Raw genomic sequence first — 24,896 nt, forward strand, 5'->3', positions numbered from 1 at the left:
GGCGGAATCCGACAGTTGGCCCATTGGTGGGGTTCGCTCCGACCGTGAAGGCTGCCAAGTGAGTTCGAAGGCTGCCAACGTTTGCAAAAGCCGGTGTTCATCGCTCTGCTTCGTTTGGCGCGAGTTGGCCATCTTCGAAATGCCCTGAAGGCGCCGTTGTAGAAACGGATGCCGACGCATTCCGTCGCGGGTAAAGCTTCGCCGAACCCGTCCCCATTTCACACTAACCCGAAGCGCAAGCGAGGTTTTGTCGCCTTTTTCACGTTCCTCGCTAGCCCGGATGATTCACCGGCCCCCGAACTTGGCGCGCAGACTGCGCGAACACCAACCCGAAGCGCAAGCGAGCTAAGTCCGTTGCTGATCCTCGCTTGCGCTTCGGGTTGGTGTGGGCCGGTGAATAATCCTCGCTAGCGCTTCGGGTTGGTGTACGGCACCTGCGTACCGGGTTCGGCGAAGCTTTACCGTCGTGCAAGCGCAAAATCTTTGGCGACACGGCTTTGCGACTCGTCCGTTGGAGGGGTGTCATCCGTCATCCTGCTCACTTTGGCCGCGCGCGGCCAAAGTGCCTGCGGCCCGTTCGTCTCCGGCGGCACGCGCCGAGGCGACACGCGTGTCGCATGGGCACGGAGTAGACGGCTTTCCTCTCGCTCCAGCGAAAGGGCTACGCGAACAGGCCCGAAACGACGCTCCCCTTCACCAGCTCGCGAGGCTGATTGAGATGGTTGTAGACGATCGTGTCGGGATTGATGCCGCAAGCGTGGTAGATCGTGGCCAATATGTCGGTCGGATGCACCGGGCTGTCGACCGGCGCCGATCCGGTGGCGTCGGACTTGCCATACACAAAGCCGCGCTTGAGGCCGGCGCCGGCCATCACCGCCGTGTAGCAGTATGGCCAGTGGTCGCGTCCGTCGTCGGTGTTGGAGTTGCCCGACGTGCTCACGCCGCGCTTCGGACTACGGCCAAACTCGCCAATGGCAATCACCAGCGTCTCGTTCAGCAAGCCGCGATCGTCGAGATCGGCCAGCAAGGCCGACACTCCGGCGTCGAGCAGCGGCGCCGATTGGTTCTTCATGCGGGTCGAGAGACCGGCGTGAACGTCCCAGGAGTGGTTGTCGCTGTTGGCAACCTTCGGCCAGTTGATTTCGACGAACCGCGTGCCCGCTTCGATCAATCGCCGGGCCAGCAAGCAGCTTTGCCCGAACGTGTTGTTGCCGTAAGCCTCCTTGGTGGCCGGCGTCTCCTTGCCGAGATCGAAGGCGTCACGCGCCTTGCCCGAAATGATCAGCGACAAAGCCTTGTCGTAGTATTCGTCGAGATCGTACTTGGCGGTCGCCTTCTCAACCGCCGGCATCCCCTCTTTGATCACCTCGCGCAGCTTGGCCCGCCGCTCCAGCCGGGTGGCGGTCAGTTCAGGACGCAACTGCAAGTCGTCGACCTTGATCCGCGACATCTTGGCCATGTCCATGTCGTCGCCGGCCGGATAGAGATAATAGGGGTCGTAGGCGCGGCCCAAAAAGCCGGCCGTGCCCGCCTTGCCCACCACGTTGCTCTCTTGCGTCGGCCGCGGCATCATCACGAACGGCAGCATCGGCACCGTCGTCGGCTTCAGCCGGACGATATTGCTGCCGAGGTTCGGATAGTCTTTCGGGCTGGGCGGCTCAAGCTGGCCCGACGGGCTCACCTTGTCGGCGGTGTAACCGGTGAGAAGCTGATAGTAAGCGGCCGTGTGATTGAAGAGTCCGATCGGCGTGTAGCTCACGGAGCGGAGCAGGGTCAGCCGGTCGGTGACGGAGGCCAGCTTGGGCAACAGCTCGGTGACTTCCATGCCCGACACCTTCGTGCCGATCGGGTTGAAGATGCTCTTCACATTGTCGGGCACGTTGGGCTTGGGATCCCACAGATCGAGATGGCTGGGTCCGCCTTGCAGGAAGATAAAGATCACGCTCTTGGCTTTGTTCCAGCCCGGCCCGCCGACGCCGACTTCTTTGGCCTCGGCCTTGAGCCGAAACAAATCGGCCAGCGAAAGTCCCAAGGCGGCCGACCCACCCACGCGCAGCAACTCGCGTCGCGTCACGCCGTCACAGGTGTCTTTGCCTGTTCTGCCGGGGATTATCAACATGGCAATCGTCTCCGAGGTGGGATGAGAAGGCGGGAGTGGTATTGGGGGCAGCCGCACACAAACCCGAAGCGCGAGCGAGGCGAGCCAGTTGCCGCCTCGCTGGCGCTTCGGGCCAGTGTCAATGCAAATCGGCTAGTCCGCAATATATCGTCGGCCGCGGCGGCCTGTCAACGTTCCATCAATTCTCGTCGATGCGTCGCTGCTCCGCCAGCCCCATCACAAAACCCAGCAGGTCGCCACGCTGGCGGCTGATTTCCAGCAGGCGCGAGTAATTGCCCGAGCGTTGAGCCAATTCGAGCACGCTGGGAGCGAAACCGCTTGTTCGGGCACCGGCCAGCAACCGGGCGGCGACTTCGAACGCCTCGTCGATGCGGCCCAGACGAGACAACAACGCCACCCACACTTCCGCCGCCCACGGGCCCTGATCGGCGTCGGCAAGTGCCTCGGCCCGGCCGCGAAAGTGATCGAGCGCCTCGTCAACCTGTTCGCCGAGCAGTGCCCGAAAGAACAACGCGTGGGTCGGGTAGGTGTCGGCAAACGGCTCTTGGCCGGGATATTGAAACATCGGACTGAGCCGCCGGCCATATTCGGTCAGATCGACTGCCAGCCGCAGGATATCGGGGTCGTCGATGACCAACGCAAAGCGGACCACCGCGGCGAGGTGCGAGGTATCGATGTGGTACTCGTTATCGTCGAACAGCCAGTCGCGTTCGGCAACCAGGCCGGCGATGGTCGTTTCCTGCGGCGGCTTGCCTTGCTTCTTTTCGACGTACTCTTTCAGACTGCGCAGCAGATCGCCGTGAATCTGCCGCACCAGCAGGGCCGCCACCTCCGCTCGCTCGGCCCGCGGCCGCTGGTGCATCTGGGCGTCGTAGGTGGTGATGGCGTTACAGAGACCGAAGTTTTTCAGCACCAACTCGAAACCGAGCCGCGGATGCACGCCTTCATAGAGGGCGACTTCGACGATCTGCTCGGTGTTGCCTTCATCCGCCATCAGCTTTTCCAGCGCGGCGGCCACGGCCGGACGATCGCCCACGGGCCGCAGATACATCCAGGCTTCGCGGACCCGGCCATCGGCCAGCAAACGGTGGCCGACCTCACGACAGGCATCGAGATAGCGGTCTTCCATCTGCGTGCGCAGCGGGTCTTCCAGGTCGTCGAGACCCTTCGTCAGGATCGCCGGCAGCCCAAGACCGAGGCGGGCTTGCAGCAGCCGCAAGTCGAACAACTCGTGGTAATGCTCGGTCGACTGGAAATACTGGGCAAGCCGATCGGTGGCCGCCGCCATGCCTTCGGAAGCCGCAACGTCGGCCAATTCATCGAAGGTCTGGACCAGAGAAGAGTCAGTGTCGGTCGTCATGTTCGCAAGGCGGGAAGTTTGGGTGGGCTGCGGATGGCAAATTGTAAGGTGGGACCAGCGAGCTTGCGAGCGCCGGCCCACCGTTAACGACGTCGCTTACGGTGGGCCGGCGCTCGCAAGCTCGCTGGTCCCACCTTACGGGGCGCGTCGACGGCACGAGCACGGGGCAGCACTCGTCTTTACCTGGCTTGCGCTTGGCCCATAGTTTAACCGAGGCGCCAACAAATAAAAACAGTCCGGGCGGCCGAAGCCGGCACCGGACTGTTCTCTCTCCCTCCCGGGAACTTTCCTCGAACGCACTTGCGATGCGCTACGCGGTGGATCCAGCGTGGGTTCGCTGGCAGACAAAAGAGCTATCGGCCGATTCCCGCGCGGCACTTTCAGGCAGTTTCCGTATTGTATGGACGGTGCAGTTTGAAGAGACTACGCCCGCTTTTCCGCCCGTTTCGTTCATCAAGTCTGACGATCGGGCCGATTGTATCGAAAGAAGGAGGCCGCCGTGAGCAAAGCCAACCGTATCTCGCTGTCGATTCTGCGTTCGTCGGTGCTGTGGGGCACCCTGGCCACGATCGCTTTTTATGCCCCGATTCAAGCCGGCTATTGGCGCGACGAATTCGTCCTCCGCTACTTCGCCGGCCACTGGGTCGAATATCTCGAAACGGCGATGTTCTTCGTCGGCCTCACCGGGCTGATCTTGAAGGCGCTCGACATCGGTCGCCAATCGACCGCGTTGTCTCAGCCGATGCTGCCCGAGCGCAGCTCCGAGCCGCAGTCGCCGAGCGACGCCCAGCGGCTGCTGGCCCATTTGGCAAAGCTGCCCGAAGCGCAACACGAGGATTACTTTCCGCGCCGGCTGCGCGAGGCCCTGCAGTCGGTGCTGTTCGCCGGCTCGGCCGACAAGCTGGGCGACGAGCTGAAATACTTTTCCGAATCGGACGGCGCCCGCTCGCACGCCGGATATGCACTGCTGCGGATCATTATTTGGGCCATCCCGATTCTGGGCTTTTTGGGCACGGTCATCGGCATCACGATGGCCATCGCCAGCCTGAACCCGCAGGCCTTGGAGGATTCGCTGCCCACCGTCACCGGCGGCCTGGGCGTGGCCTTCGACACCACGGCCTTGGCCTTGGGCTTGTCGATGGTGCTGATGTTCACGCAGTTCTTCGTCGACCGCATCGAGGGCCGCCTGCTATCGGCCGTCGACGCCAGGGCGGCCGACGAGCTGGCGGGACGCTTCGAGCAACTCGGCAGCGGCGACGATCCGCAAGTCGCCACGATGCGCCGCCTGGCCGACACCATGATCCGGGCCAGCGAGAAGCTCGTCGAGCGGCAGAGCGAGTTGTGGCAGCGCTCGATCGACGCGGCCGCCGCCCGTTGGAACGAGATGTCCACCTCCGCCGGCCGCCAGCTCGAAAGCTCGCTGGCCGGCGCGCTCTCGCAAAGCCTGGTGGCCCATGCCGAGAAGCTGGCTGCGTCGGCCGAAGCCACCACCGAGCAAAACCGCCGCAACTGGGGCCGCTTGCAGCAGACGCTGGCAGACAGCGCGCAAGCGATGAAAGCCCAGCAGACCGAGCTGGCGCGGCAGACCGAGATTCTTCTGCGGGTGGTCGAGGCCACCGGCCACGTCGCCAAGCTCGAAGAACAGCTCAACAGCAACCTGGCCGCGCTGGCCGGCGCCCAGCACTTCGAAGAAACGCTGCTGAACCTGGCGGGCACCGTCAACCTGCTCAACGCCCGCCTGGGGCACGTGGCTGCGCCCCAAGTCGGCCTGACCCATAACAGCACGGTGGGCAAGGCCGCATGAGACGCCGGGCTTCGCCCAACCGACAAACCGCCGGTGTTTCGCTGTTTCCCTTCCTGGCGGTGCTGCTCTGCACGATGGGCGCGCTCATCGTGGTGTTGGTCGTCATTGCGCGCCAAGCCCAGGTGCAGGTGGCCGACGCCGCCCGGCAGGCAGCCGCGGCAACCGTCAACAGCGAATTGAAAACCACGAGCGATGAGTTGGAGTGGCGCATTGCGGAGATGAAACGGTCTCGCAAGGAAACACAAAAGATCATCAACGAAAAGCAGCTCGAGCTCAGCCACATTGAAGAGCACACTCGTCGGCTGCGAGACCAACTCGAAGAGCTGGAGAACGCGCGAGCGCACTTCAGCGAGCTGGCCGCCGGTGATGCCCGTGAAAACGAGGACCTGAAAAAACGCCTCCTGCAATTGCGGTTCGAAGCGGGTCAGACGAAGGCCGAGATCGATAAGCTTCGCCGCGGCTCGGGCGGCAACGGGCAGTCGTATGCGATCATCCCGTATCACGGCTCCAGTGAAACCCGCCGCCGGCCGCTGTACATCGAATGCCGCAAAGACGAAATTGTCTTGCAGCCCGAAGGAATCGTGCTTACCGAAAACGACTTCACGGTCGACCTGGGTCCCAGCAATCCGCTGGTGGCGGCCTTGCGCGCGGCGAAGGACCACCACATTCGCAACCAGCTTGCGGGCAAAGGCGAGGCCGGCACGCCCTATCCGTTGTTCATCGTTCGGCCCGACGGGATCATGATGTGGTACGTGGGACGGATGGCCATTGCATCCTGGGGATCCGATTTCGGCTACGAACTGGTGGGGCAAGACTGGGCATTCGAGTTTCCGCCGGTCGAACCGATGCTCAAACTGTCCATGAACCAGGCGGTGGAAGAGGGACGGATTCGACAACAGTACTTGGCAAGCGCCGCACCGGCCTTGTCGCACGCGGGCGGTGGGACATTCCGGGTGTCGTCTCACGGCGGCCTGGTGCCGGCCGATGGTTCACCGGCGGGCCGTTCGGGCGGTCGCCGTGGCCGCGGGCGGCCTGCGGGGCTGCCGGGGCGACGGTCCGGCGGAGGTTCGCAAGTCGGTGGGTCGCCAACGGGCGGTGGCGGACTGCTCAACTCGCCTTCCGACGGCACGGGACCCGTGCATAGCATCGATGGCGACGACAATCCCTACATCACCGCGATGGGAACGGGACGGCAGCGGGGCGGCAGCGGCACACAGGCCTCGGCGGGAGGTGCGGGAGGTGCGGGTTTTGGATCGACGCCGGGCAGCGGAGGGACGGGCAGTGGTGCCTTGCCCGGTGGTCTGGCCGGCGGACCGGGCAACCCTTGGACCGGTGGCCCGTACGCCAACCGTGGTCCGGGCGGCAGCGGCTGGCGAGGCGGCGGCAACGCCGGAGGTTCGGCGTTCGGCGATCCGACGGCCTCCGCGCTCGGCAACGGCGGAGCCGGTCGACCTGGCATGCCCGGCGGCACGGGCATGTCCCCGTCGGGAAATCGCTTGGCGACGGGAGGCGGCCCAGGAGCGGGTACATCGGCCAACCAATTGGCGATGGGCGGCGGAACCGGTCAAGGAATCTACCCGGCCGGCACGACGGGCATGTTGCCCGGTGGCGGCGGAGGGCCAGGCAACGCGCGAACCGGAAATCGTTATGGTGGCCCCGCCGGGCTCCAGCCTGGCGGGCAGCCTGGCAACGGTTTGCCAAACGGTCAATCCAATGCGGCAGCCCTGGGCGGCCCGCAACCGGGAAAAACAGGCAACACGGCCACCGGCACAGCCGCTCGCGGCCAGCGCGGCGCAGCGGCGCCTGGCTCCGCAACCGGCAACACGGGCCCCGGCTCGTCGGACTTGACCGACGCAAAGGCCGGCTCCAACACGTCGTCGGGCGGACCCAACGTCGCGGCCAGCCCCAACGGGATTGCCGGAGCCACCGTGGTCGAAAACGGCGCGTCGAGCGGCCGCGGTACGGCGGCGACCAACCGCTTGGCCGGCACCGCCGGAGAGGCGACCTCCGGCTCGCTGACCGGTGCGGACGCCGGTGGCCCGTCGGGAACGTCGAGTGGCGGCGGCGCCGGGAATGCGGGCAGCCCCAGCCGGGCCGGGTCTGCGAACCGCCTGGCCAGTGGCGCCCCCGGCTCTTCGCAAAATGCGTCGTTGGCCAATGTGAATAAGTTGATGTCGCAGAATTCGTCGAGCGGTTCGTCGTCGAGCAGCTCGTCGGCGGGTCAACAATCGCCGTTTGGAGGCAGCGCCGGTTCGTCCGCCTCGTCTCCGCAGATGATGGGCGGCATGCCGTCGCCCAGCCTCAATATGGGTCAGCAGCAAGCGGAAGACCAAAAGCAACAGCGCCGTCACCGCCAGCGCGAAAAGAACTGGGCCAATCCCGACGCCAGCACCACGAACGTGCCGATCGAGCGGCCGATTCGCGTGGTCTGCGACGCCGAGCACCTGACGTTGCTGCCCGAAGGACGCGGCAAGCAAGGCATGCGCGTGATTCCCTTCAAGCCGCGGACGGCCGAATCGGTCGACGACCTGGTCGGCGCCGTCTGGGACCGCATCGACTCCTGGGGCACGGCGGGGCGCAACATGTATTGGCGGCCCACCTTACTGATGGAGGTCGAGCCCGGCGGGCAGCGCCGCTACGCCGAGCTGCAATCGTTGTTGGCCGACAGCGGCTTTGACGTACACGGCAAACCACGCCGCAGAATCGTGGGCGACCGCCGCTTGGGGCGCGCTGGAAAATAGTGGTTAGCGGCTAGTGGTTAGTGGTAAGTGGTTAGTAGTTAGCGATGAGGGATGGGGGACGAGGATTCGCAATCGCCCTGACCCCTGAACCCTGAACCCTGAACCCTGAACCCTGAACCCTGAACCCTGAACCCTGAACCCTGAACCCTGAACCCTGAACCCTGACCGATGCCCCGCAAACCCCGACAAGACGCCGAAGCCGTTGGCAGCGACTCCTTTCTGGACGTCGTGACGAACATCGTCGGCATTCTGATCATTCTGGTGATGGTCGTCGGCATCCGCATCAAGAACACGCCTCCTTCCGAGATCGACAACGATGCGGAAGTGAAACAACATATCGCGCAGCTTGGCGGAGAGTCCGAAGCGTTGGAGCGAGACACGGTTTCCCTGGAGCAGCAAGTGCAATCGGTGACGTTCTCCACCCAGGCCAAATACCAGGAACGCTCCACGTTGGCCTTCCTGGTGGCCGAGCACCAACGCCAGCTCGACGAGGCCAAGAAGACCCTGGGCAGCGAGCATCAGGCGTCGTTCGAGATGCGTCGGGCGTTGGCGGCCGCCGAAAACGATCTCAAAAAGTTGGGCGAGGCGAAGGCCGAAGTGGCCAAGCCGAAAAAGCGGGCGCCGATTCAAATCAAAAGCTATCCCACGCCCATCAGCCACACCGTATTTGGCGCCGAAGCCCATTTTCAGCTCAAGCACGGCCGCCTGGCCTGGGCGCCGCTCAACGAGATGGCCGAAATGTGCAATCAGGAGGCGCGGTCGAACCTGGAGCGGCTCCAGAACGTCGCCGAAATTTCCGACGTGGTGGGGCCGCGGCAAGGCTTTCAGGCACGTTGGGTCGTGGAGCGGCTCGACGAGGCCGAGCACGATGGTCGGACCCCGGTCAGCTTTTCCTTCGAGATGTTTCCCGTCTCGGAAGAGTTGGGGGAGAAGGTCGACGAGGCATTGCAGCCGACGTCACGCTTTCGCATGAAGCTTTCCGACTATCCGCCGCGGCAGAGCACCGTGACGCTTTGGACCTACGGCGACAGCTTTGTTGATTACGCGCGCGTCAAGGAGTTGCTTTACAGCCTCGGTTATAACGTGGCTGCCCGACCGCTGCCCGACGACATCAACATCGGCGGCTCGAACCACGGCTCGCATTCGGCGGCACAGTGATCGAGCTCGGCCCCTATTCCGGATTATTCAACGGCCCACACAAACCCGAAGCGCAAGCGAGGACGGGCAATCGACTTACCTCGCTTGCGCTTCGGGTTAGTGTCCGCGCAGTCTGCGCGCGAATTCGCGTGCCGATGAATAATCCGTGCTATTCCGCTTCCGCCGCACGATGCCCGGCACGGTACTTTAATACCCGCACGCTTTCGATGGTGATCATGCCCTCCTCGACAACTTCATCGAGGAACGGCAGCAAACTCTCGATCTTCTCGGCGGTGTCGACGATCTCGACGACGATCGGCAGGTCGGTTGACAGTTCCAAGAGACGGCTCGTGTGGACCCGGCTGGCCGCGCCGAAGCCCATCGTGCCGTGCAACACCGTTGCCCCGGCCAGCCCCAGCTCGCGGGCCTTGAGCACGATCGCTCGAAAAAGCGGCTCACCCTGCCAGGTATCGGATTCACCGATAAACACGCGCAACAATTGCCCGTCTTCGCTCAGTTTCATGATGGGGAAATCCTCCGCGGTGGGAACAGTGGAGAGATCGGCAACCGTGCCAGGAAGCTGCAGATGCCGCCGGGCGCGGGCGGTACCGGCCGTGCTTTCGCGATACACAAGAACGTGCGCCCGCTCAAGCGTGACGATGCCCTCCGGGATAATTTCGCCGAGCGTTGATAAAAAGGGACCGATGAGTGCCGCACCATCGACAATCTCGACGATCACCGGCACCCGCTCGACGAGCGACCAAGCACTTGGGCAGAGCAGTTCGCCGCTGAGATCGAGGCCACACGTGCCGCGCAAAAGCGTCGCCCCCGCCAGGCCGGCCTTCTTCGCCCGTTCGACGACTGCCTCGGCGGCGGTTTGCCAGCCGTGCCTATCGGTGCTCCGCAGCCAGACGCGCAGCAGAATTTGTTCGCCTTCGAGCTTCATGTCAAATCCGCGCCAGGATGACGCCCCATCGCACCGCGAGCAGGCCGAGCACGACGCTGAGGAGCAGGTATAGAGTTCCCGTCGACGTTTCTCCGTCGCGGAGCAATCCGTGTGCTTCCCATTCAAACGTTGAAAACGTCGTATAGGCGCCCGTGAAACCGACCGCAATCATCAACCGCAAGTCGTCGGGGCGCAGCCAGGGATGCTGGCTGAGGACCATGCGGTCGGCGATCAGCGTCAGGAACCAGCCAAGGAAGAGACTTCCGCTGAGGTTGATGATGAAGGTGCCATACGGCAGGGCCGTGCCGAGAAGCCTCGCGGCCCCCGTGCCGACGCCCCACCGCAGCAGGCCGCCGCACGCCGAACCGAGGGCCACCAAACCGATCTGAAACAGTAACCGCATCGTCAAGCTCCCGCACTTCCGGTCCGTTTCCTGTCAATGTACACGAGCTTTGCCGCCTCGGCCAAAGGAGCCGAAGGGTGGTAGTGTCTTAAAGTTGAGTTGGTCGTGGAGATGCAGCCATCGCCGTAGGGTGGGACAAGCGAGCTTGCGAGCGCCGGCCCACCACGAGCGGAGGCTTCAGGCATCAGGCGCCTGATAGCTGACGCCTGACGCCTTTTACATGGTGGGCCGGCGCTCGCTAAAGCGAGCTTGTCCCACCCTACACTCGCCGTCGGATCAAAACCGCCACGTCCATTGCGAGTAGTAAAAGTCGGCGTTGCCGCTGACGCCGGCGGGGTCCGTGTTTTTGACGAAGCTGCCGGCGAAGAAATGCGAGTAACCGAAGAGCACATCGGCCCGCGGATTGACGACGATTTGAAACAGTAAGTCCAATTCCTGCCCGACGTAGGTGCCGGCGGTGCCGTTCGGCGAAATGCGAATGGGCGTGCCCGTGGCGTTGTATAGGGCGTCGCGTGCCTGGGCCAGGTGAAAGATGTGATACCAAAGTAGGAAGTTCGTTTTTTCGGACGGCGAGAGCGCCGCCTGCAGGTTCAGGTCGCGAATGTTCTGACGCCCGACGAGATCCATAAATCCGAAATAGCGGTGCCCCCAAGGGAACAACTGGTTGAACGTGCCATGGCGACTGTTGCCGGGGTTGGCGTCGCCCGAGGCCCAGTCGTAATAGAGCCACAGCCGCGGCTTCGTTCGCGCTTGGGCATATTCATAACCGACGCCCGAAACCGTCATGCCGGCCGATTGCAGTTGGGTGCCGTAACGGCCGAATTGATAGGCGCCCTGGAATTCCCAGAGCAGATTGTCGCGGCGGCCCTGCCAGCGCGAGCCGATGGTTTGAAAGTCCGCGTTGACCGGCAACGCCGCGGAGATCGGCGCGTCGTAGACGTTCAGGCCCAGGTAATAAAAGTCAAAGGTCTGCTTGATGCGCGTGCCGCGTCGGGGAGTCTCCGCCTCCTCCGCAACCTCTTCGGGTTCGGGGGACGGATTGTAGGTGCTCCACACGCCGTAGAAGTCTTCGGTGAGGTCGATCCGGCCGGAAGCGACTTGGTTTGTCGGCAACGTGCCGAAGGCGACCGGGCGGAGCCAAAAGCCGTCGATGTTCCACTTGTTTCCGCGCCAAAAGAGCTTGGCCCCGTCGAAGGTGCGCAGCACGTTGTTCCATTCGGCCGGCGAAATGAGCCGTTCGTTTCCGTAGGCCAGTTCCTGCCGGCCGACGCGCCCCCAGAGCTCGCCGCGCTCGGCGTCAAGCAGCCGCAGGTCGGCGAACAGGTTTAGCGCCTCGATGCCGTTGTCTTCGCTGGCCAGCGGCGTGTGCCTTTGAAAGGACGTGGCCGAGTCGAGCGCCTCTCCATAGAGCCGCACGGCTTCGTCCAGCTTCAGGTTGCCGTACAGCCGCGTGCGCTGGAGCAAGAAGTCGTCGCTCCGGCCGGAGAGATTGCGGCCGCGCAGGTTGAACTCGTGATGATCTCGCAAGCGGTATTCGCCGCCCAGGTCGAGCATGCCGCGGCCTCGACGGCCGACACGCCACTGCTTGAAAACGTCGCCCAGGTAAAACTCGCGGTTCGCCGGGGCATTCAGGTACGTGAAGTCGTTGTCGTAATAAAGACGTTTATAAGCTTCCATCGCCGGCCGCGTTTCTTCCGGCGTGAGACGTTCCGGCGTCTCCGCCTCCTCCTGGATCTCTTCGGGCTCGCCCGGCACCGCGGAGGGGCTTTCCCTCGGCGCGGGCTGCTGCGCCCGCGCGGGACGGCAGAACGGGGCGACGTCGGCCGCCAAGGCGACGATGGTGGCGGCAATGACAAGCTGTCGCATAATAAACCCCGCCGTGTGCGGGGTTTAGCGCAAACCCCTACCACAGCGAAAAACCGCGGTAGGAGTCATCAGCCCGATCACGGGGCGGTTTCGTGGGGGACTCCATCCCCGTAGCTGGTTGCTCTCTTTGCCATCATCGGCTCGCTCGGCACAACCGCTACAGTCTTTCACAAAGCGTCGGCATGCGCCGCCGGCCTGAACCTCTTGTCTACGATCCTGGTCCGGCGAAAGCGGCTCACCATTTGCGGCTCGCGAAGTGGGAGCGACGGATGTCCTTCGAAAAGCGACACAAAGAGGTTCTGGTCAGCAGCTTCGCGAGTTTGCACGATTGTCCTTCTCCGCTCAGCCGCGCCAGCCGCGTAGCGGCATGGCCGGCGTCGAGCAGCAGGTCGGTCGCCAGGGCGTTGATCCGCTCGGCCAACCCCGCCGCGTGGGCGCGGCGGCCATCGCGGCCACTGCGCCGGCGAGCTTGCGCAAGCGGCGCGCGGCGACGAACGACAACCGGCGACGCGCCGCCGGCTCGTCCGCCGACCCGGCGTTCGTACCGGCGACGGCGGGCGCGCCCGCCGCGGCGGACGGCCCCGTAAACACCACGCCGCGGAGGGCGCGCAAGAGCGCCGTCTGCGACCGATGCGACACGCGCGTCGCATCGATGGCGCTGGCCGGCAAGTGCCGCGCGACGCGCATATAGCGCTGCGCCGTGCGGACCGAGCCCTCGAAATTGGTCCGCAACCAGCGGAGCCAGCCCCCTTGTTCGCACAGATCGCGCGCCTGGGCGAGCGCGTGCCCGGCCGCCACGAGGTGCGCCATCGCGGCGCCGGCCGCCGCCACCGCCCAGCGGTGGCTGCGGTTGGCGGATTTCGCCAGCAGCGCCAGCGTGTTTCGCCGTTCGTCGGCCATCTGCGTCCAGGCGCAGGGCCTCGCGGACGAACGGCCCCGAGGCCCGCCACACGGGACCGGTCCGCCTGCGCTTGCGGCCCGCACTTGCGCCGCGTGCGGCCGGACCGACGACGGCACTTTGGCTGCGCGCAGCCGAACTGGCGACGGCACTTTGGCCGCGCGCGGCCGAACTGGCGACGGCACTTTGGCCGCGCGCGGCCGAACTGGCGACGGCACTTTGGCTGCGCGCAGCCGAACTGGCGACGGCACTTTGGCAGCGTGCTGCCGAACTGGCTGCGTCCGGGTTCCGTTCGTCCGCATGCACAATCGCCGCAAGTGCTTTCAGGGCCTGCCGTTGCGACGAAAATCCCGCGGGGTGCTGCGCGGTCAGCCGCGGCCAATTGCGGGCGAGCTGCATGTAGGTGCGCGCGGTCCGCGGCGAGAGCCGCTGGTCTTCGTCCTGCTGGAAGTGCATGCGGAACGCCTTGCGCGCGGTTGTCGTCCGAAACTTCAAGATCGAGCCTTTCGTGGTGGCCGTTCAGGCGCGCGACGGTATCGCTCAGCCGGTTGCTGGGCAGCGCCAGGCCGTTCCGGCAAAACGTACCCGTCCTACCCGCCCCTTTTCACGGCCCGTGGCTTACTCCCAGTCTTTTGTCTTAAAACCAAGGCTGGTGGCATTTTCGGTCACGGCACGCTTGATCTGGTCGCTGGCGCCGGCAGGAAATTCGGCGCTGATCTCCACGGTAATGCTGAGTGAGGCGCTGGCATCGCTCGCGAGAACGCTGATGATCTCCTCGGCAACTTGAAGCATTCGCATCTTAGCGGTCGCAGGATTGATCTCGACGGCGCCATGAAACATCTTGGCCTTGGCCGCGGCCGGGCCGCCCGCGTTTGCGGCGCCGGTTCCTGACGTCGCTCCAATTGGCGTCTCGCCTCGCGCCGGGGTCTCGGTACTTGATGCTCCACCCAGCGTTGCACTGCCGCCTCCGGCACTCGCGCCCGTAGCGCCGCCAATTCCGGCCTTCATGACGCTGGTTTCATATTGCCTCGCGGCTTCCGGCTCGATCAATAGCAAGGTGTCGTCGAACTGGACGCTGCCCTCGCCGAACTGAAAGCCTTCATACATGTCGCTGGTCTGACCGTAGGCGATGCCAAAAAAATCCTTGGAGGCTGCGCCCGCGCGGATGGCTTGCGAAAGCGAGTCGCGGTTCTTGAGTCTCGGCAAGTACAAGTACCGCAGCGTGTCTTCCCAAAAGGCCGTGGCGCCGGCCGCCGTCTTGCCCTCTTTCCAATACAGCTCTTTCAGCTTCGTCCGTAGGTGAATCGGCGACCAGGTTGTAATCACCAGCTCATTATCGGTGCAGACGCGTTCGATCTCGTTGCCCATCGAGCCGCCGGTGCTTGTCAGTGGAAACGCCTCGACCACCGGCTTCGGCTCGGTCGGCGTGTTCTGAGACGGGCAAAGCAGCCACTTGTAGCATTCGCGCGCCACGCGCGGCACCACCTCCGCGGCGCTTTGCAGCTCTTTCTCCGCCTGCTTTCTCTGCAGTTGATCGATGACCAGGCGATCTTCTTTCACGTCGTCGACGATCGAGCTCCAGGCCAGCGCCACCCGCGCGGCGTCGCGAAGCCGGGCCAGCACCGCCATGTCGGGGGCGAGAAACAGCAGCCGATTGCCTCGGTATCGGGGTTTCGTGCCGTTGTTGCGCCAATAATCCAGCACCGCATTGGCGGCCTGCCGCTCCTCGTCGCGCGAATACCAGTGCTCCGGCGAAAGGACGACCAGCCGCAGCGCGCTGTCGTCGGGCACGTCGCCGTGCGGAGTAAAAACGTGAACGCCGTCGAAAAATGTGGCGCTGCCGACCAGCCTCTTGAGCGCCTCGGCGATTTTGCCCCGGACGTCGGTTCCGTCGTCAAAACGCCGCTTGCGGTCTTCCATTTCGCGGCGCAGGTTGGCGCGCGTGTCGAACCAAAAGCGCGTCGCCCCTTGCGCCTTGTCGCCGGAACTGTTGAGATAATGCAGGCGGTCCGCCAGCCGGTTCAAAGCGTCGGAATAGATGGCTGACGTTTGGCCCGGCTGCAGGCAACCCAAGAGTACCCGCGCCCGGTCCAACCCTCGAATGCCCGACTTCCCGGCTACGGAGGAGGGGGCGCTGCCCAAAAACAGCGTGCGGGCCACGCGGCGCGCGGCGTTCACTTGCCCGAAGCGGGGCTCGCGGTTCTCCAGCTCCGTCGTCTCCGCGCGGTCGCCGTCGATGTCCTTTTCGACTACGGCATCCCAGCCCGCCGGCAGGTAGTACGTCAGCTCGTTTCGCGAGCTGCCGTCGTCGAGCGGCAGGCTGCCGGGCAGAATCATCAGGTCCTTGTTGTCGTCTTTCCACAGCCGGCCGATGACCTTGGCCATGAGCTTCAGCACGCCGCGCGTGCGCTGAAAACCGTCGATCGTGGTCCAATCTTCATACAGCCGATCGAACACCTCGGGATGAATGGGGTAGGCTTGCGCCAGCCGGTCGTAATAGCGGCCTTCTTGCGTCTCGGCCGGCAGCTTGGCGCCTTCGGCCACGTAGGCGTCGGCAAACGCGCGGCAAACCGCGTCGCGCGCCTGGCCGTCGCGCACCGGTTCGAACAGCCGCCGCCGCACGATTTCGAACGCCTCTTCGGTGGCCACCGGCTTCCACAGGGCCTGAATGCGGCCAAAGGTCTTTTCGAGCGCTCGCAATGCGGCCACACCGCGCTGGCCGCCCGCCTCGTCGTCGGACTCGGGCAGCGACGCCAAGACAATGGCATTTGGCACCAGCTTGACCGCTTCGGTTAGCGCCTGCGCGAACGACAGGTTGCTTTCGTAACTGCCGCCGCTGAGCGCCTGGCCTTCGGCGAATTGCCGCACGTAAGCCACCAACTCGTCGATCAGCACCACGCAGGGCGCATATTGGGCGAGCAGCTCGCGCAGCACGTCTTTGCCCGGCGATGTGCCGGTGGCGTCGGACTCCTTGACCAGTGCCAGCGCCTCGCCGCCGCCAAGCTGCCAGGCCAGCTCGCCCCATAGCGTCTTGATGGTCTGCTTGCCGTGTTTCCAGGCTTGGCCCGGCGCGTGGGCCGTTCCGTCGAGCACGGCCACTCGCGCCTGCGGCACGTCCATCATGCCGGCCTGGTCGACAATCGCCGGAATGCCGGCCAGCTCGGAGAGAGCGCATTTCCGCGTGGCCAGATGGTAGACGGCCAGCATGGTATGCGTCTTGCCGCCGCCGAAGGCCGTTTGAAGTTGGATCACCGGCTCGCCGCCTTGGCCGATCAGGCGCTGAGCGACCTGCGTCAAGAGCAGCCGCATGCCCTCGGTGATGAAGGTGCGATCGAAGAACGCGGCGGCGTCCTGATATTCCTGGGCGGCCTTGCCCGCATGCACCGCCGTAATATCCGCGGCAAACTCCGACTGCTGAAAAGTTCCCTCCAGCACGTCTCGGTGCGGCACCGCAATCTCTCGCCAGGGTTTCATGGTCGTGGAGTTCCTATTTGTGTGACTACCCACGCGACTTGGCCCATACTGCTCATATCGAGAACAAGCGGTCGCGGGTCGATGGACTTGATGAGTTGTTTTAGCCGCTGCAAGACATTCGCCTTTCGCGAAGCCGCAGATTCGAGCGGCGATTTTGGTGGAGGTTGTTCCAGGTGCAGGACGACCCTTAGGCGGTTGCAGTGTAAAGCTGCTTGTGCCAACTGTCTCTCTCCCGCGTCATTGGCGCTGATTGCGGCGACCACCAGACACGCCAGCGTGTCGCGGACCTTCAGCGCGACTTCATCCGCAAGAAAGGCGAAATTGGACACCCTGGTTTGCCGGTAGTCTTTGATTTCGATTTGCCAGCAGATTGAACCCGGCTCGATCGCCAAAACATCGATCCCCTTTGTGCCCGCGACGTTTTTGTTGCCGCAATTCGCACAACGGATGCCGTCCTCGCATTTCGAACAATTCATACTGGCCCCAGCGAGTTTCATAAACTGATTGCGGTAGAAACTCCACTCATCGAACTTGGACGCCTGCCAATCGCTCGGAAACTCGAACCGCAGTTGCCCTTCGCTGATCGTCGGCATCACTCCGTCTCGACTTTCAGATATCGGTCCGATTGGCTGAGCTCCTCGGTCAAAGCGTCGATCGAGCCGATGTCGTCGATCGTGTCGCCTTGGGTCGCCTCAACGCCTTCCTCACCGCGGTGCAATCCAATGAAGCGCGTCTTAACCGCCTTAAACTCGTCGCGCTGCAAAAGAATGTCGAGCTCGCGCAGCAAAAACAGGCTGTGGCTCGCAAGGAACACCTGAATGCCGCTTTGGCAAAGGCTCAGAATCGTGCGGGCGATCATCTTGATCGCTTTCGGGTTCAAGTTCGATTCGGGCTCGTCCCAAAACAAGAACCCCTTATCGACCAGCGAGCCGGTGGCGATCAGCCGCGCCAGCATGGCCAGCTTCCTCAACCCCTCGGCGACCAGGTGCATCTCCGTGCTGACGCCCGCGACATTCAAATAGAAGCGGCCGGCCTTGTCGAGCTCGACCTTGCCGCCCATCGCTTCCTCAAGTGGAACCAGCAATTCCCGAATGCGCTTCTCCCGCGGACCCCGGGCCAAGGGCGCGCCGAGCAAAATGCACGTGTCGCGCCAGGTTTCCTCGAAGGACAGATGCGTTGTCTCATAAAGCGAGACGAAGCCGGGGTAGATCGTCAACAGCTCGCGTGTCGGCAGGTAAACCGGCAGTTTATCGGGCCATGCCGAAGGGGTCTTGTCGATGGTGACTTCCGACTTGCTGGTGGTGTTGAACGAGAATGCCAACGGAGGCTTGTTGGGGGAAAACAGGCAGCTCACTTCGCATCGCTGCCGCCCTGGGCTTGCGCGGCGCGCCAGCCGCCCCAACTCGTCCGGCCGGAAAACGGCGTTGAGCTTGTCGGCGATGGCGGTCTGCAAATACGCCTTCGTTGGCGTCCCCGGACCTTGTTCCTTTTTCCTCGTCGCGCCGGCATAGAGGGCCGAGTACGCCACCTTCAGGATGTGCGTTTTGCCCGTCGAGTTTTCGCCCACGATCACGTTGAGGTTCGACGCGAAGCTCAATCGTGCTTCAGTGAAAGCGGTGAAATTCTTCAGCGAAAGTGATTTAAGCATGCAATCGTTCCGGTTTAGGCGTCCTGACTCTATTCAAACAGGCCGCGTTGGGCGGCGGGGGGTTGTTTGGCGGCGGCGGTTTCGATGCCGGTCCAAGAGGTGATCAGCTCGTTGTAGGCCCGCGCGTCTTCCGCCCGGCCGGCCCGCTCGCTGAGCGTGTACAGCCGGTAGGCAAGCTGCCGAGCACTTTCGGCCTTGTGCGCCACGGCCGCGAACACCGATCCCGCGCCCGTGTCGCCCGTCGAGTTGAAGACTCGGATGAGCTGGTGCAGCACCTCCCAGACGGGCAAACGCTCGTCGGCCTGCGGATCCCAGTCGGTGGGATACTCGGCCCACTTGAGCAACCGGGCCTGTCCGCCCGCGGAGCGCAGCACGCCCGACTGTTTGACGCCTTCGACGCTGGTTCCCTTGGCGCGGGCCAGCACGTCGGCTTCGCCGAACTGGCCGTTCTCCCAGCCATGCTGCTCGAACCAGCGCAAGCAGAACTGCGTATCGGCGTCGAAATCGTCGTCGGCCAAAAAGCGGTTGATGAGCTGCAATGCCGTGCGGACCGTCATCGGCGTGCCATCGGCTTCCAGCACCGCCGAGTATTTGGAGAACACCGCCATGCCCGGCCCGATGATGGCTTGCGAGAGATCGACCGGAGCGACGGGGGAATGGAGCCCTTCGCTTTCGCGGGTCATGCTATCCAAGGCCAGAGGCAAAGCCGCGTTGAGCTCGCGAATGAATTCGCGACGAGAAACCATTGGTGCATCCAGATGTTTTGGACGGCACACGAGAACGATCGACGACGCCAAGGCATTCGTTCCGGAACCGACCATTCGATTGCCGAGCTCAGTGCGCATGGGCCATGTGCCCGTTAGGGACAGGCCGGCGCGGTAGACGGCTTCGAGAAAGGTCACCCAACCTGTGCTCGACGTTCCATCCTTCGATTCTGTCTCCGATTGCTTGAACGCGTAGTAAATAGTTAGTGGCGCGGAGGGGTGTGCGCTAACCGCGAGCCGATGCATAACCTGTGTCATGCCGTCGAGAAAGAACTTCTCGGCCTTTTCTTTTGTTCCGTGTCGATAAGGGGTGGCGACCAATTCTTCGACTTTGGGGACCGCGATCGTTGCCAAGATGTCTGGAAAGACTGCGCGAAGTGAGCGTCGTAGCCAGACATAAAAGAAATCAGAGAGGTCGGCGTACCCAATGTTGTCGTAGTAAGGCGGATCTGTGGAGCAAAAGCGGTTGTTGCCTATGCCTTGCGATTGCGCGAGCCCTTGGATCGCCGTGCCACTAGCCGCCGCCGCGATTGCGCAGTTTTCAATGCTCTCCGCCGTCCAGTCAATTGCGCCGCAAAAGCTGCCGGTCCCGCCGAGTAGCACATTTAATTCGGCGAAGTCCCACGTCATCGGCAGCGCTTGCCTGCCGAATGTATTCCGCGTAGAGTCTCTCTCGGTGAACCAAGTGCATAAGCTTGAGCCCCTGTCAGCCAACTTATTTAGCCCAAAGGCCAAGTACACGCTCACCGCTTCGGCGTATGCTCTGGCCCCGGTGCCGCAGGCATCGACCCCGCGATCGTCATCGTGCATCCCGGCGGCGAGGGCGTCGGCTCGGATGTGCGCCCGCGCGTCCGCAACCAGGTCACTGAACGTCGTCAGGGCCACCAACTGCCGCGGCGTGAAGAGATCGGCGAATGTTGTCATGCCGTAGTTGGGCGTTTTGAAGTCGCGCGGGTTGTCGGGCAGTTTCGCTTCGGGCGCCCACACTGGTATCGCCTTCGCCGCGAGACGCTCGTGCTGATCGGTTGGCGCAAGGTAGACCCGTCTGCGCATTCCCTCAGCGACAATCGCCATCAGCTTCTGGCGCATACGCCCCGCCTGGCCTTCGGTGCGGATGTAACCATATTCCATCGGAACATTCGACATCAAACAGCGAAATGCTTGTCGCTTGCCCGCAGTCGTTCCACCTTTCGCCTCGGCGGTCGGCTTGCCGACTTTCACAGTGAAGCGGTATCCGCTCTTCCCGATCACGGGTTCGACGTAGGCTTCCTTGCCCGGCTTGCTGCTCAAGATAAACGTGCTGGCGAGCGGCACGTCGACGTGCGAAAACGCCGGGTTGGGACTCTTCACAGTCCGCGCCCAGAGCCAGGCGATGACGGTCAGCTTGTCGCCTTCATAGGGCTTCAGGTCGGGCCGCTCTTGGACCATTTCCGGCGTGATCTCGATCGGCGGATACAAGTGGCCGATTCGCTTGAATGCTTCATCGCGCATCCATTTGCCGTAGTAACGCACGTCTTCGGCCAGCCCCTGCGCCCCTTTCCACTCGCGCCTCAGTAGCGAGCTCTCTTGACGCGCGGCGCGGTTGACCGGCGGCCGGCCGGCGAACTTGGGTGGGATCTCGATCATGGCCTTGTTAATCAATACGGCCACGGGGTTCAGATCGCTGGCGTAGGCGTCCAGCCCCAACCGCTGCGCCTCCAGCGGTATCGTGCCGCCGCCCGCGAACGGATCGTGCAGGCCGGGCATCTTGTTGGCATCGAACAGCTCCGCCGCCCGCGGATGATGTTTGTTGAGCTCGCACGTCTCGCGCCAGCTTTGGCGGATCGCCTCACGGGCCTTTTCCAATACCGTTTCGTTGGTCGTGTTTTCCCACTTCACCAGGTCTTCGATGATGGCGAACAGCCGCGCGCGGGCCTTGGCCCAGTGGCCTTTGACCTGCTTGTTCGCCTCTTTGCCGGGGTTTTGGCATCGCCAGAGGTCTTCAGGATCGTTGACAAGTTGCGAGAAGATCACCGCCCGCGCCGCCGCCAACGGCCGCCGCGCCCACCACAGGTGCAGCGTGCTCGGGTGCCCATGCCGGATCGACTTCTCCCGGCTGCACGCCGCGTTGATCGCGTCCAGCGGCAAGGCGACCTCGATGAGCTTCTTCGGGCAAACGATGGTGTGTTCGTTCATGCGATCGCTAAACATCCTTAGCTGCCAAGTGGGTTTCGCGTTCGCACTTCGATGGTCGGCCGAATACGTGCGCGCACTTCCTGATAAACGGGAATCGCGACGCCTTCGGAAACTTCCAGCGAGACGACCAATCCGTAGGGGACTGGATGCGCCAGAGCGCCCGCGTCGGCACGGCAGTTCACTTTGATCGACAGCGAATCCCCGTCGGAAATGACATGCGCGTCACGCCCTTCAAACACTTCGTGGTGGACGGTCCCTCGTCGTACTTCGTGCCATTCAGCGTCCGTTCGGTCGCGCGTAAGTCGCGGTCCTTGCACGTCAAACCAGAGACTGGCTGCGCGATATTTCTGGGTTGTCGGTAAGACGGGCGAGAGCCAGGCAACGGTAACCGTCAAGCGCCTCCAGTCTGTGCGAGAACCAAGCGAGGGAGGAAGCGGAAGCTCAAACACGTGAGCCGCGCCGTCGCCAAGTTCACCAAAGCCAAGGACGGTCGCTCGTTGCTCCGCGCACTGCATCACCCGCTGCGTGTCTGGGACGCCGTATCCTAGCCATTGGCTCTTCCAGTGCCGTAGCGAGCGACCATCCGTGTGAGGGGATAGCACATCGTGGAGGCGATCTCCGCACATATCCCAAGAGCATCCATGCACGATCATCGCCTTAAGCAGCGGAGCAATGAATGCGGTCGCGTCGGGAACCTCCTGCTGAGATTCAAGCAGCGTGGCCAGCGAATCGTGACAGCGACCCAAGTGGTGACTAAGCAATGCCGCCGCATTGCTCGTTCCCGCGGAATGGAACGTTTTCCGGATGTCTCCGGGCAAGCTTCCGGGCGTGGCCGAGCACTGCCCGGGCGCGCTGCGCCGCGGGAAACAGGAAAGCGTGGTCCCCGTTGGTGAGTAGTTATAAAGAACCCTTCCGCCCGAGAATGTCAGGTCGGGCTTCACGGACCGACGATAGCCGCCGCCAAAAGCGGAAATGGGGCTTGGCAGCGGTACCGTAAACAGCTCAACGAGTCGTCCGACCGGGTTTGCTCCGGAGCCATCGTGATGGGTTGCGCCCACCGTAATCGCATTGATCGACTCGGCTGGCGAAAATAAGCGGCGGTTTCTCGCATCTTCGTAAAGTTTTCTGATAGCGAGCGCCTCGCGTTCCGCGTCGCCCAGCGCACGGAACTCCGATTCGGAGATACCGAGGTCGAGGTCGTGCGTTTGATTCCCGGCACTCACCACAAACAGCACACCGTACTTGTGGCTTAGCCAGTCAAGAAGACGCGCAAGCGAGCTCATCAGTTGGAAGAACGGACGGCTTGGGTCGCCAATGGCCAAATTGATGATTCGAACCGCGGGGGCGACGGCTGGTTGGTTTCCGTCGCCCTCACAAATCCTGCGCACCGCGCGATGAATCAGGTCAATCACCAGCATGTCGCGGGGCAGCTCCTCGGGCCACGGTTCGTGATGCCAGCTTACCGGCTTCATGATCGGTCGCACGTACACCGGCCGGGACAAGGCGCGGTTGCCGTCGCTCAAGTCTCCATGAACGACCAACGAACAGATCGACGTGCCGTGAACACGGCGAGCCGCCGGGCAATCCGGAGCGAAGTCGTCTGGGTCGTCGACGATCAGGCGACCGTCAAGCAGTTCGTGCTTTTCCAGGGGGAATCCGTCAAGGACCGCGATGACCGGCGCGCCCGAGGGAAGCGGCTTCTCGTCGCGTTCCGGCAAATCTTCCGGATCCCCTTCGATTTCCTGTTTACCCGTCGCCATTTGGCCCACGGGACGAAAGAACATGATGCTATCGCACTTTACCAGTTCGACGGCCTGGTGATTGATGATTCGCTCAATCTCGCCCTGCGGCAGTTCGGCAAGGATGCCGTGGTAGGCGATTTCCTGCAGCACATATCGTCCTGGAACGCTGCCCCCGGACTGCTGAATGAGCTGCGCGACCGCTGCTTCCGCGGCTTCTCGTTGAGGCAAGTTGCCGCGAAACCAGAGCTCAATCTCCAGCTTCACCGGCTGGTCGGGGCGATCGCGCAGATCTTCTTGCCACGCCTCGATGGCGCCAGTTTCCTCCAAGCGGTCGCGAATATCCCAGCGTCGAATGTCGTGAAGCAACAGGAACACGTCGCGAAACTTGGTCAGGCCACGCTGCCACGTCATCGACGGATCGCGCTTATAGTTGTCCCATAGGGAGAGCATCTCGCGCAGGCCCTGCTGATTGCTCATCAGCAAATAGAGCCGGCCGCCGAGTCGCTTGTCCTTGTGCTTCTTGTCGTAGAAGTCGTCGTCCGGCGCGATTTCATCAATCTCGTTCTCGCCCAACCATTCGAGTCCGTCGATCTTGGCTACCGCCTTGGCAAAATCATCGACGCTTCCCACGGTTTCGATCACGAGAACCTGTTCGGGATCAATTCCGCTCGGGCTTTGCCGAACTTCAACGGCACGAGCTTCGAATGCTTGCTGAAGCGAATCAAGTTTTGGGCCAATGCGCTCGCCCTGCCGGCCAACGCTTGGCCGGTGTATGTCAGGGGCGCCGCCGCGCCCTTTGTCACGGTCAGCGGTTTGAGGCCGCGGGAAAATCAAGAGCGGAAGCTCTGGCATTAGCCTTCGGCTCCGTTGTTCAGCATCGACGTGACGGTGCGCGCCTTCCACGTCTTCAGGGTTTCAGCGACGATCGCTTTGATGTTCGCGTCCGGCTGGCCCAACACGAACTTCCGAAACACCGAGGCGCCGAATTCCTCGGCCTCGGCAAAGTTCACTCCGGAGAGTTTCTTGGCGAGCGCGTCGGGCGGGTAGCCGAGCGGCTGCTTGACGCGCCGTTCAAAACTCGCAAACCATTCGGCCAATCTGGCCCGCGTCGGCTGCGGCAGTTCGATTCGCACTTGGAATCGCCGCCACGCCGCGCGATCGAGCAGTTCCGGATGGTTGGTGGCGCCAATGACGACCACGTGGCTTGGCAACGCGTCCACTTGCATCAGCAGCGAACTGACCACTCGCTTGATCTCGCCTGTTTCGTGGGTGTCGCCGCGCTCCTTACCGAGCGTCTCAAATTCATCGAAGAACAGGACGCATCGCCGCGTGCTGGCAAACTCCAGCAGGCGCCGGAGGCGGACGGCGGTTTCGCCCAAATAGGCGCCCACGATGCCGTCGTATCGCACCTGGAGAAGCGGCACCATCAACGCCTCGGCCACCGCCTCGGCGAGCGAGGTCTTGCCATTTCCCGGCGGCCCAATAAAAAGCAACCGGTTGCGAGGTTCGAGGTTGTAAGACCGAAGCAAATCGACGCGGTGGTGTTCGGAGACGACTTCGTTAATCACCGTGACGACGTCCGGGGGCAGAATCAATTCATCCAGCTTCTTCTGGGGAATCAACTCCAAGACGAACGCGCTCACGTTCTTATCGAGCAGAGTGCTTCCATTTACCCGATTTGTCCCGGCGTGCGCCACGCCAACCAACTCCTGCAGCTTCTCAGCAAGCACGGAGTGGTTCTTCGCCCTCTCTTCCGCGATGAGCGCATCGACGACTTTTCTAAACTTTGCGCGATCGCCCGCCATCCCGGTCGCGACAA

15 protein-coding genes and 1 riboswitch are annotated in these 24,896 nt (G+C 63.1%); of the genes, 3 read left to right on the forward strand and 12 right to left on the reverse strand.

Going from position 1 to position 24,896, the window contains the following annotated elements; genetic code table 11:
- Positions 1-661: 661 nt before the first annotated feature.
- Together VNH11_22420 and VNH11_22425 are read right to left on the reverse strand one after the other, a co-directional pair.
- Positions 662-2,119, reverse strand: coding sequence for a DUF1501 domain-containing protein (locus VNH11_22420; protein HVA49135.1), 1,458 nt, complete (start codon positions 2,117-2,119; stop codon positions 662-664).
- 178 nt (positions 2,120-2,297) lie between these two features.
- Positions 2,298-3,479 carry a hypothetical protein gene (locus VNH11_22425; protein HVA49136.1) on the reverse strand — a complete coding sequence of 394 codons (1,182 nt, stop codon included), beginning with the start codon at positions 3,477-3,479 and terminating at the stop codon, positions 2,298-2,300.
- A 499-nt stretch (positions 3,480-3,978) separates the two neighbouring features.
- On the opposite strand from VNH11_22425, the gene VNH11_22430 reads away from it, so the two are divergent.
- From VNH11_22430 to VNH11_22440, 3 genes are all read left to right on the forward strand, one after another.
- Positions 3,979-5,283 (forward strand): MotA/TolQ/ExbB proton channel family protein, encoded by a 1,305-nt coding sequence (locus VNH11_22430; protein ID HVA49137.1) that lies wholly within the window; start codon positions 3,979-3,981, stop codon positions 5,281-5,283.
- Entirely contained in the window at positions 5,280-8,024 is a 2,745-nt protein-coding gene (locus VNH11_22435) for a hypothetical protein (protein ID HVA49138.1), read from the forward strand. The genes VNH11_22430 and VNH11_22435 overlap by 4 nt, the downstream gene beginning before the upstream one ends.
- A gap of 168 nt (positions 8,025-8,192) precedes the next feature.
- A complete protein-coding gene (locus tag VNH11_22440; GenBank protein HVA49139.1) occupies positions 8,193-9,182 on the forward strand; it encodes a hypothetical protein in 990 nt (329 codons plus the stop codon).
- A 148-nt stretch (positions 9,183-9,330) separates the two neighbouring features.
- Here VNH11_22440 and VNH11_22445 read toward each other — a convergent pair whose 3' ends face one another.
- The 10 genes from VNH11_22445 to VNH11_22490 form a co-directional block, all read right to left on the reverse strand.
- Complete coding sequence (locus tag VNH11_22445; GenBank protein HVA49140.1) at positions 9,331-10,107, reverse strand: DUF190 domain-containing protein; 777 nt, start codon at positions 10,105-10,107, stop codon at positions 9,331-9,333.
- A gap of 1 nt (position 10,108) precedes the next feature.
- Entirely contained in the window at positions 10,109-10,510 is a 402-nt protein-coding gene (gene crcB / locus VNH11_22450; protein HVA49141.1) for a fluoride efflux transporter CrcB, read from the reverse strand.
- A 276-nt stretch (positions 10,511-10,786) separates the two neighbouring features.
- Positions 10,787-12,376: an alginate export family protein gene (locus VNH11_22455; GenBank protein ID HVA49142.1), complete on the reverse strand. Its 1,590-nt coding sequence runs from the start codon at positions 12,374-12,376 to the stop codon at positions 10,787-10,789.
- Between the two features lie 52 nt (positions 12,377-12,428).
- Positions 12,429-12,495, reverse strand: a riboswitch (Fluoride riboswitch).
- A 223-nt stretch (positions 12,496-12,718) separates the two neighbouring features.
- Positions 12,719-13,276 carry a DUF3102 domain-containing protein gene (locus VNH11_22460; GenBank protein HVA49143.1) on the reverse strand — a complete coding sequence of 186 codons (558 nt, stop codon included), beginning with the start codon at positions 13,274-13,276 and terminating at the stop codon, positions 12,719-12,721.
- Positions 13,277-13,892: 616 nt separating this feature from the next.
- Entirely contained in the window at positions 13,893-16,748 is a 2,856-nt protein-coding gene (locus VNH11_22465) for an ATP-binding protein (protein ID HVA49144.1), read from the reverse strand.
- Positions 16,745-17,344, reverse strand: a complete 600-nt coding sequence (locus VNH11_22470; GenBank protein HVA49145.1) for a hypothetical protein — start codon at positions 17,342-17,344, stop codon at positions 16,745-16,747. The genes VNH11_22465 and VNH11_22470 overlap by 4 nt, the downstream gene beginning before the upstream one ends.
- The gene (locus VNH11_22475; GenBank protein ID HVA49146.1) at positions 17,341-18,396 is read right to left on the reverse strand and encodes an AAA family ATPase; all 1,056 of its coding nucleotides are present in this window, start codon (positions 18,394-18,396) and stop codon (positions 17,341-17,343) included. The genes VNH11_22470 and VNH11_22475 overlap by 4 nt, the downstream gene beginning before the upstream one ends.
- A 29-nt stretch (positions 18,397-18,425) precedes the next feature.
- Positions 18,426-21,335 (reverse strand): DUF1156 domain-containing protein, encoded by a 2,910-nt coding sequence (locus VNH11_22480; protein HVA49147.1) that lies wholly within the window; start codon positions 21,333-21,335, stop codon positions 18,426-18,428.
- Between the two features lie 17 nt (positions 21,336-21,352).
- Positions 21,353-23,929: a S8 family peptidase gene (locus VNH11_22485; protein HVA49148.1), complete on the reverse strand. Its 2,577-nt coding sequence runs from the start codon at positions 23,927-23,929 to the stop codon at positions 21,353-21,355.
- Positions 23,929-24,807 (reverse strand): ATP-binding protein, encoded by an 879-nt coding sequence (locus tag VNH11_22490; GenBank protein ID HVA49149.1) that lies wholly within the window; start codon positions 24,805-24,807, stop codon positions 23,929-23,931. The genes VNH11_22485 and VNH11_22490 overlap by 1 nt, the downstream gene beginning before the upstream one ends.
- Positions 24,808-24,896: the final 89 nt, after the last annotated feature.

This window comes from Pirellulales bacterium, from assembly GCA_035533075.1.
Taxonomy (GTDB): Bacteria; Planctomycetota; Planctomycetia; order Pirellulales; family JAICIG01; genus DASSFG01.